Raw genomic sequence first — 15,282 nt, forward strand, 5'->3', positions numbered from 1 at the left:
CTATGTGATGAACGTGTTAAAAATAAGATTAATTTGGTGAACCTTGTTGTTAGCTCAAATCCATATTAGGATCTAAAGCATCACGCAGCCCATCGCCAACGACGTTAAAAGCAAATACAACAAGCATGATTGCAATTCCAGGTACAATTGTCATGTGTGGTGATGTCCACATAAAGGATTGCCCTGCAGCGATCATCGCACCCCATTCGGGTGTAGGCGGCTGTGCTCCCAACCCTAGAAAGCTAAGGGCTGATGTCGAAAGGATAGCGGTTGCCATCCGCATCGTCGCGAACACGATTATCGGCGCCATGCAGTTTGGTAAAATATGTTTGATTAAAATACGACTATTGCTTGCACCCAAGGATCTCATCGCAACAATGTACTCTTGTTTTTTTACCGACAGCACACTACCTCTTACGATACGGGCACAGGTTGGTATTGACCATATACTGATTGCGATCATTACGTTAACTAGACTTGTGCCTAGCATTGCAATAATCAACATTGCTAACAATATTCCTGGAAAGGCGAACAATAAATCTACAAATCTCATGATCAACCCATCTATTTTTCGAAAATAACCTGATATAAGTCCCAATGTAATACCGCCTGCAAGACCAAGAATGACGGAAACGATTCCGACAACTAATGATATTCTGGCACCATATGCGATTCGGCTCCACATATCCCTTCCATAGTTATCGGTCCCTAGCCAATGACCTTCTGAAAATATAGGCAATTCGCTATTTGACAACGTTTGATCAGCCGGATGATAAGAAGTGATCCATGGGGCCAAAACAGCCGTAAGAACCTGGATTAATATGATGATTAAACCAAATACAGCAAGTCGGTTTTTCAGCAGTTTTTTTATGGTAGCAACAAAGATCTTTTGTTTCTTTTTCTCTTTGTTTATTAGCTTGGAATTGGCAACAATTACTTCACCAGCCATTCCATTTCCTCCTCTCTATCTATTAGTCGTAACTTATCCTCGGGTCAATCACTGCGTAAACGATATCAACGACCAAGTTTACTAGGACAAATAATGTTGCAACGAGTAAAACGGAACCTTGCACCATCGGAAAGTCCCTTGCTGCGATTGCTTCAATCATCAATCGTCCAACACCGTTGATTGCAAAAACTTGCTCTGTAATGATCGTACCTCCTAATAAGAATCCAAAATTCAGCCCGATGACTGTTATTACCGGAATCATTGCATTTCTTAATGCATGGACCCCTATTACAGCCTTCTCTTTAACACCCTTCGCTCTAGCTGTTCGAACATAATCTGCTCGAATCACTTCTAACATTGTTGAACGGCTCATTCGGGCGATCATCGCTGCTGATCCAGTACCTAAAGTGATTGCAGGCAAAATCAGCTGCTTCATCCCTTCGATTGTCCAGAACGGTGCACTTAATCCCCCAACAGGCAGCCACTGTAAATTTACAGCGAAAATAATTATCAGAACTGTCCCAAGCCAAAAGTTCGGTATCGATATTCCTGCCAATGCAATAACTGTACTGGATACGTCCAGCCAAGAATTTTGCTTTAATGCTGAAATTATACCTGCAATTACTCCGATAACCACTGCAACGATCATACTGGCAATCGCAAGGTTTAAAGTATTCGGAAATCGATTGATAATTGCATCACTAACCGATTGTTTTGTCTGATATGAAAAACCTAAATCCCCTTGAACTACACCAGCCATATAATTTCCGTATTGAACAAGAACGGGATCATTCAACCCCAAGTTATCCCTGATTGCTTCAATATCGGAATTTGAAGCTGTCGGTCCACCTATAATGCTTGCAGGGTCACCGGGTGACAGATGCATACTCATAAACACGATAAATGAGATTCCAACGAGTAAAAATATTAACTGAACAAAACGTCTAATTATAAGTCCGATCATTTCTTCACCTCCTAAGTTGTTTAAAGACCAAATGTTAACTAATCCGACAAAAATAATTTTTTTGTTATTTAACACTATCCATTTTTTACCTTTCATTACGGAATTAAAATAATTATTTTTAATCATTTGTTAGTCAAAATTTGATTTTTTATTTATTTTTGTTTCTAAAGTGAATTATTAATGATTATAAAGGAAATATTCCGAAAAATCTACCTTATATACAAATAATTAAAACTTATCCGAAAATTCCTTCTTTTTGTACAAAAAACAAGCCGAGAAAGGGATTTCCTTTTCCGGCTTGTTTCAATTTAGCTGTTCTATTTTCGTTTTGTTAAGCTTGGACATTGGAAAGCACGAATCAACTATAGTTTCAATCCTGATCGACTCTTGAATCTTCTCAAAAGGATATGACTCTCCACTCGGGTAATCCCTTCAAGTGCATATAACTCATTGTTAATAAATGATTCCAATGCAGAGAAATCATTAACTAGTACGTGCATGTGCAATGTGCTTGGCCCAGTCATTTGATAACAGCTAGCAACACTTGGATTACTAGCCAACGCTTCTGCCACTTCTACTAGATAACTCGGTTCACAATCTACTTCAAAAAAGGCAGAAACGGTTTTACCTACTTTTTCAGAATTGATCATAACACTGAACTTTTCTATCACTCCATTTTTACGAAGCTGATTAATTCTCTCTCGAACTGATACTCTTGATAAATTAAGCTCTTTCCCAATGTCTACATAAGACATCCTGCCATCTTGAGAAAGCAATTCTAATATTTTCTTATCAATCTGGTCAACTTTCATCCCCATCACCACACAAATGTAAATAAATTCATTAGACCTATTATATATGTTAACTTATGTTTTTCGCAATTCTGATATTTTTTACGAATTTGGAGTGCTAGTTCATATAATGGAGAGAGGAAGTAGTTTTACTCAGAGCTGTTAGTCATAATAGGAGGATTTTCCACAACTTACGAGCTTATAGTTTTTCGTAAGGATGCTACGGATTGTTGTCCGGGATTTGATGATATTACACCAGTCGTGCATCAAGCTGATAGTAATATTTTTATCGGGAAATAGCAGACTCAGTTCATTTGCAGTTCTTAAAACAGCTGAAGTTATATGCTCTTTGCATCCGCACGATTTACAGATCAGCGTAGATTTTTTCAGTTCAGAAAAGAATGTGTGACAGCTTGGACATAGAATCCCTTTTTCAAGTTGTTCATAGGAATATTCAGGTATACGGGTAAACCGTGAATTCTCTGAATGAAGGGAGCGTATTTGATGTGCCAGTTTGATTTGGTTTTTTGTGATTGTCGGGGGTTTCTTTGAGAGATTATCGATAAAACGATTGATTTGTGTTGGAAAAATGAAAGTAGGATCTATAGGGGCTTGATATAAGTAGAAGTCGGGGTTCACGAAGACGAGATAGGTTTCTATTGGAGATTGGTATCCAAGTTCTTTGATTAGCTGACGAAATAAGGATTCACTTCGGTTCAGTTGTTGTAACGGGTTTTTAATTTCTTTTTTAGAGTTTTTATTATACCACCGATCACCTTCTACATAACTATCACCCCCATAGTTTTTGACATCTATTGGATAAATTGCACCTTTGAAAATCAGTGTCGTATCAATTTGAAACACGCTATTGTTCATCTCCAGCAAGAGGTCATTTAGTACGAGGCAGTTATTGGGGAGGGTTATTAACCATTTGTCGAACTTCAGTTCACCTTGGAATCCCTTTTCAATGTTCCAATAGTAATTGGATTCTTTTTCCGATAAAGTCATTCGGGCATTTAATGACCTCATGGTTATTAACTCCTTTGTTTCTTTACGAGATTTGAAAAATTCCATATCCCACACCCTTAGTCGATTAATTTTTTCATATCTATCACTTTTTATTTTAAGAATTGTTTCTTGTTTTTACAAGGTATAGTTCTTTTTTCGGTAAAATTGGTGGCACACAATGTTTCGTAGTGAGGAAATCGTTCCTTTTTGGGCACTTTTTACAGTTCGATGGTACGAATAAGGGCTATTTCGTGCTATCATCGTCCGCTTTTTGCAGTTTGATGGTACGAATGAGGGCTATTCGTGCTATCATCGTCCACTTTTTGCAGTTTGATCGTACGAATAAGGGCTATTCGTGCTATCATCGTCTGCTTTTTGCAGTTTGATGGTACGAATGAGAGCTATTCGTTTCCTTATTGTTGATTACTTGATGCAAGTTGTTAGCACGAGTAAAAGCTTACACTCCCTATAAAATTGAAAAAAGCACCTGAGAAAAATTACCCCAGGTGCTTTTCTACATTCTATTTTTCGGCGACGTCAATTCGGATGCTTGCACGTCTCAAAGCAAGCTCTGCACGCTTGAAGTCGATGTCATCTTGTTTTGTACCTTCAAGACGACGTTCTGCACGTTCCTTTGCAGCTTTTGCTCGGTCAACGTTAATATCTGTTGCCTGCTCTGCTGCTTGTGCAAGAATCGTTACCGTATCTTTTCGTACTTCAATAAATCCACCGCTAACAGCCAGGATCTGTGTATGATCACCCTTTTTAATGCGAACAGGATTAATCGTGAGCGGAGCAACGAGTGGGACGTGATCAGCTAGGATTCCAATTTCACCACTGGTTGCTCTCGCGCTGACCATTTCTGCGTCGGCTGCTTCATACACAGGGCCATCAGGGGTGACGACACTGACTGAGAATGTCTTCATGAAACCCCTCCTCGGGCCTTATCTTAAGCCATTTGCTTAGCTTTTTCGATTACTTCTTCGATTCTTCCTACAAGACGGAATGCATCTTCTGGAAGATCATCATGCTTTCCTTCAAGAATTTCTTTAAATCCACTGATTGTTTCTTTTACCGGTACATAAGAACCCTTTTGTCCAGTAAACTGTTCAGCAACGTGGAAGTTTTGAGATAGGAAGAATTGGATACGACGTGCACGTGAAACGGTCATCTTATCCTCTTCGCTTAGCTCATCCATACCAAGGATTGCTATGATATCTTGAAGTTCTTTATAACGCTGAAGCGTTTGCTGAACCTGACGAGCAACATGGTAGTGCTCTTCTCCAACGATTTCTGGTGCAAGTGCACGAGAAGTTGAAGCAAGCGGGTCCACCGCAGGGTAGATACCCATTTCAGAAAGCTTACGCTCAAGGTTCGTTGTCGCATCTAAGTGAGCGAACGTTGTCGCTGGTGCTGGGTCAGTGTAGTCATCGGCAGGTACATAAATCGCCTGAATCGATGTAACAGAACCCTTTTTCGTTGATGTGATACGCTCTTGAAGCTGACCCATTTCAGTAGCAAGTGTCGGCTGGTAACCAACCGCAGATGGCATACGCCCAAGTAGTGCGGATACCTCTGAACCTGCTTGTGTGAATCGGAAGATGTTATCGATGAAGAACAATACGTCCTGTCCTTGCTCATCACGGAAGTATTCTGCCATTGTCAAACCAGTCAGGGCAACACGTTGACGTGCTCCAGGTGGTTCGTTCATCTGACCGAATACCATCGCTGTTTTGTTGATAACTCCAGAGTCCTTCATTTCGTAGTAAAGGTCATTACCTTCACGAGTACGTTCACCAACACCTGCGAATACGGAAATACCACCGTGTTCCTGTGCGATGTTGTTGATCAGCTCCTGAATCAAAACGGTTTTACCAACTCCTGCTCCACCGAACAAACCGATCTTACCACCTTTTACGTATGGTGCAAGAAGGTCGACGACTTTAATTCCTGTTTCAAGAATTTCAGTCTTAGTAGTAAGCTCATCAAACTTTGGAGCTTCACGGTGAATAGGATCTTTTTGAATACCTGTTGGAAGATCGTCATCAAGGTCAATCTTTTCACCTAATACGTTGAAAACACGACCTAATGTTACATCACCTACAGGAACGGTAATTGCTGCTCCAGTATCTTCTACTTCCATACCGCGTACGACTCCGTCAGTTGATGCCATAGCGACGGTACGTACAGTATCATCACCTAGGTGAAGAGAAACTTCAAGGGTTAGGTCGATTGCTTTTCCGCCCTCGTTGTTTTGAATTTTCAATGCATTATAAATCTCAGGCAGGCTTCCGCTGTCGAACTTTACGTCGACAACCGGACCCATGACTTGTGTGATGCGTCCTTTGTTCATGTTTTTCCCTCCTAACGTCCATTTGAGGATGCTCTATACTTTGGCCCAGTGGCCTATTTCATCTATTCTAATGCAGCTGCTCCACCAACGATTTCAGTAATTTCTTGAGTGATCGCGGCTTGTCGTGCACGGTTGTAAGAAAGCGTAAGGCTTCCGATGATATCATCAGCGTTATCTGTAGAGCTCTTCATGGCTGTCATACGAGAAGCATGTTCACTGGCTTTTGCATCTAGCAATGCCCCGTAAATCAAGCTTTCTGCATATTGAGGAAGAAGCTCTTCAAGAATTTCTTCTTCGGATGGCTCGTATTCATATGAAGCTTTCGCAGCCGTACCTTCGCTGATACCAGTAAGCGGCAATAGCTTTTTTTCAGTGAGGTCCTGTTGGATTACACTCACAAAGTGGTTATAGTACATGTAAAGCTCATCGTATGCACCGTCGGCATACTTCTGTACCGCATCACTTGCGATTGCCTTGATTTCAGCAAATTCTGGCTGATCATCTACACCAACAATGCTGTTTTCAATCGGCATGTTTCGGCTTTTGAAAAATTGAAGACCGATTTTACCAACTACGATGATGGTATATTCATCTTTCGAATTGTGACGTTCTTTGATTGTTCGGTAAACATGTCGAAGAACGTTACTGTTGTACGGACCGGCAAGCCCTCTATCTGATGTGATGACGAGGTATCCAGTCTTTTTGACAGGTCGGCTTTGAAGCATTGGATGACGGGCATTCGCATTACCGCTTGCAATGCTTGCGACGACCTCTTGAATCTTATCCATGTATGGTCCGAAAGATTTGGCGTTGCTTTCAGCTTGATTCAACTTTGCAGCTGAAACCATTTCCATCGCTTTCGTAATTTGCTTCATCTTTTTAGTCGACGTAATTCTTGACTTTATATCACGTAACGATGCCACTCGTTTTCACCACCTTTATTTGCGGGAGTGACCTTAGGGCGGCCATGTTTTTGCTATGGTCAGCAAAGATGTAGCCGGACTCCCTGTAATCAGTCACTTCCTTTAATCTGCATTCAAGAAACGTTCGTCTTATTTAGATGCAACAAATGTTTTCTTAAATTCAGTGATTGCGCCTTGCATGTCTTCGTCAGCAGGAAGGTTTCCTGTTTCCTTGATACCAGCAAGAAGTTCTTTTCGGTTGTGGTCCAACCAAGAATAGTACTCTTCTTCAAAACGTTCGATATCTTCAACTGGGATTTCATCAAGGAAGCCACGAGTCAGCGCATAAAGGATGGCAACTTGCTTTTCAACCGCAAGTGGCTTATGCAGCCCTTGTTTTAATATTTCAACCGTACGTGCACCACGATCCAGCTTAGATTTCGTCGCTTTATCAAGATCAGATCCGAACTGAGCGAATGCTTCTAGTTCACGGTAAGAAGCAAGGTCTAGACGTAGTGTACCAGATACCTTTTTCATCGCTTTAATCTGCGCAGACCCACCAACACGGGATACGGATAGACCCGCATTTACCGCTGGGCGAACACCTGAGAAGAAAAGATCGGATTGCAAGAAAATCTGTCCGTCAGTGATCGAAATCACGTTTGTCGGGATATATGCAGATACGTCACCCGCTTGTGTTTCAATGAAAGGAAGGGCTGTAAGAGAGCCTCCGCCTTTTGCATCACTTAATTTCGCTGCACGCTCTAACAGGCGTGAGTGAAGGTAGAAAACATCCCCTGGGAATGCTTCCCGGCCTGGAGGACGACGAAGCAATAGGGAAAGTTCACGGTATGCTGCCGCTTGCTTAGAAAGGTCATCATAAATAACGAGTACGTGCTTTCCGTTATACATGAATTCCTCGCCCATCGTTACCCCTGCATATGGCGCGAGGTAAAGAAGTGGTGCTGGCTGGGATGCACTTGCTGTTACGACAATTGTGTAATCAAGTGCTCCGTGTTCACGAAGTGTATCTACAACACCTGCAACCGTAGACTCTTTTTGACCGATCGCAACATATATGCAAATCATGTCTTCGTCTTTTTGGTTGATGATTGTATCGATTGCAATCGCTGTTTTACCAGTTTGGCGGTCTCCGATTACCAATTCACGCTGGCCGCGTCCGATTGGAATCAAAGAGTCGATTGCTTTAATACCTGTTTGAAGTGGCTCATGTACGGATTTACGATCCATAACACCAGGAGCCGGGCTTTCGATCGGACGAGCTCTACTCGTTTCAATAGCTCCTTTTCCGTCGACTGGTTGTCCTAGAGAGTTAACGACACGTCCAAGAAGCTCTTCACCTACCGGAACCTCCATGATACGTCCTGTACGTTTAACCTCGTCACCTTCACGGATTTCCGTGTATGGTCCAAGAATGATGATACCCACGTTGTTTTCCTCAAGGTTTTGGGCCATACCCATTACACCATTGGAAAATTCAACGAGCTCACCAGCCATGACATTGTCTAGTCCATGCACACGTGCGATACCGTCACCGACTTGGATTACTGTACCCACATCACTGACTTCTATTTCAGAAGAGTAATTTTCGATTTGTTGTTTGATCAGTGAACTGATTTCTTCTGCTTTAATGCTCATGAATTTCACCCCTATCTTACTCGTCTCACTTGGAGACTAATTGACGTTGAATTCGGTTCAATTTACCACTGATGCTTCCGTCAAAGATCCTGTTACCGATCTTTACTTTAACGCCTCCGACCAAGTCTTGATCGATGACATTTTCGACGCGAAGCTGATTGACGTTTAAATGTTTGGCGAACGACTCAGAAATGGCTTTTTGTTCGCTCTCTGTTAAAACTCGAACAGAATAAACGGTTGCATCGGCTATTCCTCGTTCTTCGTTTGCAAGTTCAATATATTGATCGACCAGGCTTGGAATCATCGATTCACGCTTACGATCGACCATTAATAAAAGGGTATTGTGAACGGGCTCTGATAGATCATCGCCAAATACCTTTGAAAGCAATGATTTTTTATCGTCACTCGAGATTTTCGGATGGTTCAAAACGGTGAGTAAGCGATCATTCCCTTGAATGACCTCGTTTACTTTGAGAAGCTCCTTTTCCACCTGGTCAAGAGAACCTTTCTCACGAACGACCTCGAATAGAGCAGCGGCATAGCGTTTTGCTACGACTTCTCTGTCCTTACTCATCGAACTTCGCCTACCTCTTTAAGGTAATCTTCTACAAGCTTCTCCTGGTTCTTTTCGTCCAGTTCCTTAGCAATTACCTTAGATGCAATCTGAACAGACAATGCTGCTACTTCATTACGCAGTGTTTGGACGGCTTGTTCTTTTTCACGCCCGATTTCGGCAAGGGCGGCTTCTTTCATACGGTCCGCTTCCTCGCGAGCAGCTTGAAGAATATCCTCACCTTGATGTTCACCTTGCTTTTTAGCAGCTTCAATTAAAGTCTGTGCTTCTTTACGTGCTTCGGTTAAAGCTTCTGTTTGTTGCTTCAGATAAGTTTCTGCATCTTTACGGTTCTTTTCAGCTTCGTTGATTTCGTTAGAAATGTGTCGTTCACGTTCTCTCATCATGCCCATCAATGGACCGAACGCATACTTGCGAAGCAAGAACAACAAGATCAAAAACGCTAATAATTGAAATAATATATCGCCGGCATTAAAACCTGCAGCACCCAAAACCAAATTACCTGGATTGAAGATATGCACAGCAGTTCCTCCTTTCATAGGTCATACATAAGGAATGGCGAAGGTCCTACTTAGATCTTCGCCATTATGAAACACTTCATTCAAAGGTTGCTTTCAACCATTTGTGTGTTTTGAATTTCATAGAATATTGAGATTAGCCACCAAGAACGATGAACGCGATAACGACACCGATGATCGGAAGCGCCTCTACTAATGCGATACCGATGAACATCGTTGTTTGAAGAGTTCCACGTAGTTCTGGTTGACGAGCAATCCCCTCAACTGTACGTCCTACGATAAGACCGTTACCAATACCGGCACCAATTGCCGCTAGACCTACTGCGATTGCAGCTGCGATTAAATTCATTTGTATTTCCTCCTTGAGAATATATTATATAATTTCTCCCCTATGGGGTTTGTTACTGAAGTTGATTTGCGTTCAAGAATCGACGAAATTCGCCGGAAGGACAAAGGAAGTTCGACCAAAGTCATCACATCGTGTGATCACATCGAACGACTAACATCCTGTGTTAGCCCTAGTGCTCATCGCCTACCTTGTGAGCCATATAAACCATAGTCAGCATCGTAAAGATGAATGCTTGGATCGTACCTACGAAAATACTGAACCCTTGCCAAACCATCATTGGAATAAAGGATAAGACCCCTGCAAAAATCCCTGCAGTCCCTGCTCCAGCAAGAAGTGCCAGCAGAACCTCACCCGCATAAATGTTTCCGTAAAGTCGGAGACCAAGTGTCAATGTGTTTGCAAATTCCTCGATGATCTTCAGCGGGAACATAAACTTCATCGGTTTGAAAAACTCTGCTCCGTATGCTTTTGTACCCTTGAGCTTGATCGCATAAAAGTGTGTTAATACGAGAATCATTACTGCAAGTGTCAATGTGATGGTTGGATCAGCTGTCGGTGATTTCCACCAGATGTTATGATCGATAACAATCGCAAACGGAAGTCCGAGCATGTTTGAAACAAAAATATACATGATCAGTGTCAGTCCAAGCGTCAGGAAACGCCCTCCTGTTTTCCAGTCCATCGTGCTGTTTATGATACCTTTGACAAAGTCGACGACCCACTCCATGAAGTTCTGTACACCTGAAGGATGCATTTGTAAACTGCGTGAGCCTGCTATTCCGATAATGAATACAATCAGTGAAGCGATCGTAATCATCAAAATGTTAGAAGCGTTGAAGGATAACCCCAAAAAGTCAAAAGTATATGCTCCATGTTCCAAATCTTTCACCTCTCTTCCCCGTAGTTCATTTAGAAGCAAAATAAAAATCTATCAACATGATAAAGTACATCATGAGTAAACCAACAACGACTGCGATCAAGTTGAACATTTCTGGATAGCGTAATGCTACCAGTACGGCAAGACCTGCTGCCATCAGCCTTGACAGAGAACCGAGGGTTTTAACCTTTTTTCCTTCAACCACGGCTTTTCCCAGCCGATCCACTTTACGGTGCATCGACCATACGTTAAGCAGGCTTACGGCTAGTCCGAGAAGCAATCCTAGGAACACCTCCTGGTAACTCGTGAATCCCCAACCGAGGACACATAGCGATAGGAGGTATAGGCCGTATTTTATGTACCGGCGAAACGCGTTTTTATATAATCCGAGGTGTTCGGTCATTTTTCCTCTTCCCCAAAATAGCGTTGAATTAACTTGATCATCCCATACACACCCGCAGCAAGGCCGATAAACAATCCGATAATGAGAAAGAGCGGGGCTGTCCCCATCGAACGATCCATCCACATTCCACCAAAAATCCCTACTAGTATCGACCCAACAAGCTGTGAGAGAATACCGGACATCAAAGCCATCGAATGGAAAGGGGAACGTTTATCAGGGCGCATATACTTGCACTCCTTTTCAAATGATCTTGTAAAGCTAGACACAAGCGACAGCATAGCTTCCAGATCCATTTAGAGAGGGTTGTTCAAAACCGACTTGAACTCGCTATTGACTGATTCATCCTTTATTACAAACGGATTATTCCTACGTAAAGACGAAATTTCCGTACATAATTGCGGTTGAAAAAAGCGGGGGCATCAAATTTGCTAAATTGTTTATTTCATGGGTATGAAAACCTTATCATACATCCTTTGTAAGAATACTATAGCGAATAATCCATGTCAATTACGTTGAAAGCAAAATCTCTGGTAAGATTTGAAAACTTTTTGAACTTTTTCAAACACGTTACTTTTTGCTTATTTTGTACCGTATAAACGATCCCCAGCATCCCCTAAGCCTGGAACGATATATCCTTTATCATTAAGCATTTCATCCAGCGCCCCAAGATAGATATCAACATCAGGGTGCTCTTCTTGGACGGTAGCTACTCCCTCTGGAGCTGCGATAAGACACATTAGCTTGATGTTTTTAGCTCCGCGATTTTTAACGGAAGTAATTGCGGCTACGGCAGAACCACCTGTTGCAAGCATAGGGTCGATTACGATGAGTTCACGCTCTTCAACATCCGTTGGCAGTTTGACATAGTACTCGACTGGCTTTAATGTTTCCGGATCACGATACAAGCCCACATGACCAACTTTTGCTGCTGGAATCAACTTCAGGATCCCATCTACCATTCCGAGACCCGCACGCAGGATGGGAACGAGCCCAAGCTTTTTCCCTGCAATGGTGTATGCTTTTGCCTCTGAGACAGGTGTTTTGACCGTTACCTCCTGCAGTGGTAGTTCTCGAGTAATTTCGAATGCCATCAAGGCTGCTACCTCGTCGACAAGCTCACGAAACTCCTTCGTTCCGGTTGATTCATCACGAATGTACGTAATTTTGTGTTGGATTAATGGGTGGTCCAGTACATACACCTTACTCATTCATCATCTCTCCTCTATATTATTTTATGAAATTAGCTAAAAGAAAACTTGGCTTTAGAAGATGGCCTTAAAGCACTTGCACATTGTACTTGGAAGTAAACTTTTCTACGACGTCGATTTGCATCGAGTTGAAAAGTTATGCCTTTCCTATGTAAAGAGAAATCTAAGTAGATGTAAAAAAGTTTGCTTAGTTACGTAACCTCTCGAAAATTGTACAGAAAAACCAGGGGAAGTTCAACACGTTTATGCTGGAAGTTCTTTATTCCGAAACTAAAGAGGGTTACTCAACCAAGTGACCCTCTTACCTCATCTTACTTATATAATGGAAAATTTCCGGTCAATGCTTCCACTCGTTGGCTTGCCTCTTCTTTCGTCTTCTCATCTTCCGGGTTACTGAGAGTGAGGGAAATGATCGATGCGATTTCTTTCATTTCGTCTAAGCCGAACCCTCTCGTTGTCACAGCCGCGGTACCAATTCGAACGCCACTGGTGACGAACGGGCTTTCTGGATCGAACGGAATGGTATTTTTATTAACTGTAATACCAATCTCATCAAGGACATGCTCGGCAACCTTTCCTGTGATGTTCTTGTTGCGAACATCGACGAGTAAAAGATGATTATCGGTTCCGTCTGAAACGAGTGACAATCCTTCTGCTTTCAACGCTTCACCAAGTGCCTTTGCGTTCGTAATAACATTTTCCGAGTATTCCTTGAAACCTTCATTAAGTGCTTCACCAAAGGCAACCGCTTTTGCTGCAATGACATGCATCAATGGTCCTCCTTGGATACCAGGGAAAATGGATTTGTCGATTTTCTTCGCAAATTCTTCTTTACACAAAATCAAGCCACCACGTGGTCCTCTTAACGTTTTATGAGTAGTAGAAGTAACGAAATCGGCGTATGGAACTGGGCTTTGGTGTAGTCCTGATGCAACAAGACCAGCGATGTGGGCCATATCGACCATCAAGTATGCACCGACTTCATCTGCAATTTCACGGAACCGCTTGAAATCAATTTCCCGCGGATATGCACTTGCTCCTGCTACGATCAGTTTCGGTTTATGCTGCTTCGCTTTTTCAAGTACATCGTCATACTGAATCGTGTGGTCCTGTTCATCAACGCCATACTCTACAAAGTTATATTGAACACCGCTAAAGTTCACCGGACTTCCGTGGGTAAGGTGTCCTCCATGAGAGAGGTTCATCCCGAGAACCGTATCACCAGGTTTGAGAACTGTAAAATAAACCGCCATGTTCGCTTGTGCACCTGAGTGCGGTTGAACGTTTGCATGTTCGGCACCAAACAGCTTTTTAGCACGATCGCGAGCTAGGTTCTCAACGACATCTACATGCTCACAGCCTCCGTAGTATCTGCGGCCAGGATAGCCCTCGGCGTACTTGTTGGTCAACACAGATCCTTGTGCTTCCATCACCGCTTCACTGACGAAGTTTTCGGAAGCGATCAACTCGATTTTATCACGCTGACGCGTTAGTTCATTTTGTATAGATTCATATAACTCTGGGTCTTGTTTCTGGATATGATGCATGGTTCGACACTCCTTTTTTCCGATTCATTCTATCTAATACATTATTCACGCCTATTATTTTATCATTATTACTGAAGTCTAGAAATGCTAAACTGTTTTTGTTTAAAAAAGAAAGCTCGGAGTCAAGTCTTGGGGCATGCTGAACACTAGTCTTAGAGGCTGAACGGAGACACGAGATTCCCTGTAAAATAGGTTGAAACACTGAAAAAAGCTGAAAAATCATAAGGGAAGGCAAGATCAAATCGTTATCTCGTTTTACCATAATTTATAATAAATATCGGCAAGTGCACTAGGCAGCCACGAAGGACACTGGAGAATCATCGAGTAGACGTCGTCGTCGCATCATCGAATCTGGAGTAACCGACGGGCTCGGTACCGAAGCTAGATATTGTTTATTTCCAATTTAAAAAGGCTGGCCCCCGCTGCCAAAACTTCTCTGCGCCTAATTAATGACAGAGAAGAATTGAGCATCAGTGCCAACCTTTAAAAAGTTATTTTGTTATAAATACTTCAATTCTTCTTTGGAAGGATAGACCGCACGCTCCCCACCGATCAATTTCGGCCGCGTCTTCGCAAGGGTCACATGGGCATATCCGATCGACCTGATTTCACTTCGGACCGGAACCGCTACATGCTTCAAGTGCATCCCGATAAACGTGTCCCCGATATCAATTCCTGCATCTGCTTTAATGAACTCGACAACGACAGGGTCCTTCAGATGATGATATACATAAGTGGACATTGCACCTCCAGCAGAACGAACTGGAACAACGGTCACGGCCTCATAGCCTCGCTCGATCGCTACATGTCGCTCCATCACTAATGCACGGTTCAAGTGCTCACAACATTGAAATGCAACACATGCTCCTGTTTTTGCTTGAAATTGCTGAATTCCTTCAAAAATCTGATGCGCGACATCCATCGTTCCAGATGTTCCGATCGTCTCACCCAACACTTCACTCGTACTCGCTCCCACGACCAGCAAATGATTTGAAGTTAATGACATCGAATTACCTAGGTCCTTTAATGCTCGTATAACCTGGTTCTGGATCTGTTGCAGTGAATCGTCCATTCCACTCTTCCTTTCTCTTCTCCCTTGTATGGATTCGGAAGTACACTTGATGTCTATTTGGACTTCTTCCTATAGATTTGTTCCCATTGTAAGGGTGAATCAACCCAT

Annotated in this window: 17 protein-coding genes; all 17 read right to left on the reverse strand. The window is 42.4% G+C overall.

The genetic code is table 11. The annotated features are described in order from the left end of the window. Positions 1-49 precede the first annotated feature (49 nt). The 17 genes from MOJ78_RS19565 to MOJ78_RS19645 all read right to left on the reverse strand — a co-directional run bounded on the left by MOJ78_RS19565 (position 50) and on the right by MOJ78_RS19645 (position 15,174). Positions 50-949, reverse strand: coding sequence for an ABC transporter permease (locus MOJ78_RS19565; RefSeq protein WP_304978998.1), 900 nt, complete (start codon positions 947-949; stop codon positions 50-52). A 22-nt stretch (positions 950-971) separates the two neighbouring features. Continuing rightward, complete coding sequence (gene nikB, locus MOJ78_RS19570) at positions 972-1,913, reverse strand: nickel ABC transporter permease (RefSeq protein WP_304978999.1); 942 nt, start codon at positions 1,911-1,913, stop codon at positions 972-974. A 362-nt stretch (positions 1,914-2,275) separates the two neighbouring features. Then, entirely contained in the window at positions 2,276-2,725 is a 450-nt protein-coding gene (locus tag MOJ78_RS19575) for an Lrp/AsnC family transcriptional regulator (protein ID WP_304979000.1), read from the reverse strand. A gap of 141 nt (positions 2,726-2,866) precedes the next feature. Continuing rightward, positions 2,867-3,733 carry a nuclease-related domain-containing protein gene (locus MOJ78_RS19580; RefSeq protein WP_304979001.1) on the reverse strand — a complete coding sequence of 289 codons (867 nt, stop codon included), beginning with the start codon at positions 3,731-3,733 and terminating at the stop codon, positions 2,867-2,869. Positions 3,734-4,233: 500 nt separating this feature from the next. Continuing rightward, the gene (locus tag MOJ78_RS19585) at positions 4,234-4,638 is read right to left on the reverse strand and encodes a F0F1 ATP synthase subunit epsilon (protein WP_304979002.1); all 405 of its coding nucleotides are present in this window, start codon (positions 4,636-4,638) and stop codon (positions 4,234-4,236) included. 23 nt (positions 4,639-4,661) lie between these two features. Further along, positions 4,662-6,065 carry a F0F1 ATP synthase subunit beta gene (gene atpD, locus MOJ78_RS19590; RefSeq protein ID WP_304979003.1) on the reverse strand — a complete coding sequence of 468 codons (1,404 nt, stop codon included), beginning with the start codon at positions 6,063-6,065 and terminating at the stop codon, positions 4,662-4,664. A gap of 62 nt (positions 6,066-6,127) precedes the next feature. Further along, positions 6,128-6,988, reverse strand: a complete 861-nt coding sequence (atpG, locus tag MOJ78_RS19595; RefSeq protein ID WP_304979004.1) for an ATP synthase F1 subunit gamma — start codon at positions 6,986-6,988, stop codon at positions 6,128-6,130. Positions 6,989-7,117: 129 nt separating this feature from the next. After that, a complete protein-coding gene (gene atpA, locus MOJ78_RS19600; protein ID WP_304979005.1) occupies positions 7,118-8,626 on the reverse strand; it encodes a F0F1 ATP synthase subunit alpha in 1,509 nt (502 codons plus the stop codon). Positions 8,627-8,651: 25 nt separating this feature from the next. After that, positions 8,652-9,200 (reverse strand): F0F1 ATP synthase subunit delta, encoded by a 549-nt coding sequence (locus tag MOJ78_RS19605; protein ID WP_304979006.1) that lies wholly within the window; start codon positions 9,198-9,200, stop codon positions 8,652-8,654. Beyond that, complete coding sequence (atpF, locus tag MOJ78_RS19610) at positions 9,197-9,715, reverse strand: F0F1 ATP synthase subunit B (protein WP_370529830.1); 519 nt, start codon at positions 9,713-9,715, stop codon at positions 9,197-9,199. The genes MOJ78_RS19605 and atpF overlap by 4 nt, the downstream gene beginning before the upstream one ends. 139 nt (positions 9,716-9,854) lie before the next feature. Beyond that, on the reverse strand, positions 9,855-10,067 hold the full coding sequence (gene atpE, locus MOJ78_RS19615) for a F0F1 ATP synthase subunit C (protein ID WP_304979008.1): 213 nt from the start codon (positions 10,065-10,067) through the stop codon (positions 9,855-9,857). Positions 10,068-10,236: 169 nt separating this feature from the next. Next, a complete protein-coding gene (gene atpB, locus MOJ78_RS19620) occupies positions 10,237-10,947 on the reverse strand; it encodes a F0F1 ATP synthase subunit A (protein WP_304981313.1) in 711 nt (236 codons plus the stop codon). 25 nt (positions 10,948-10,972) lie between these two features. Further along, positions 10,973-11,347 carry an ATP synthase subunit I gene (locus MOJ78_RS19625; RefSeq protein WP_304979009.1) on the reverse strand — a complete coding sequence of 125 codons (375 nt, stop codon included), beginning with the start codon at positions 11,345-11,347 and terminating at the stop codon, positions 10,973-10,975. Then, positions 11,344-11,571: an AtpZ/AtpI family protein gene (locus MOJ78_RS19630; RefSeq protein WP_304979010.1), complete on the reverse strand. Its 228-nt coding sequence runs from the start codon at positions 11,569-11,571 to the stop codon at positions 11,344-11,346. Before MOJ78_RS19630 ends, MOJ78_RS19625 begins: the two co-directional genes overlap by 4 nt. Positions 11,572-11,925: 354 nt before the next feature. After that, positions 11,926-12,555: a uracil phosphoribosyltransferase gene (gene upp, locus MOJ78_RS19635; RefSeq protein ID WP_304979011.1), complete on the reverse strand. Its 630-nt coding sequence runs from the start codon at positions 12,553-12,555 to the stop codon at positions 11,926-11,928. Between the two features lie 311 nt (positions 12,556-12,866). Further along, a complete protein-coding gene (gene glyA / locus MOJ78_RS19640) occupies positions 12,867-14,102 on the reverse strand; it encodes a serine hydroxymethyltransferase (protein ID WP_304979012.1) in 1,236 nt (411 codons plus the stop codon). A gap of 499 nt (positions 14,103-14,601) precedes the next feature. Continuing rightward, on the reverse strand, positions 14,602-15,174 hold the full coding sequence (locus MOJ78_RS19645; protein ID WP_304979013.1) for a TIGR01440 family protein: 573 nt from the start codon (positions 15,172-15,174) through the stop codon (positions 14,602-14,604). Positions 15,175-15,282 lie beyond the last annotated feature (108 nt).

This window comes from Alkalihalobacillus sp. AL-G (assembly GCF_030643805.1).
Lineage (GTDB): Bacteria > Bacillota > Bacilli > Bacillales > Fictibacillaceae > Pseudalkalibacillus.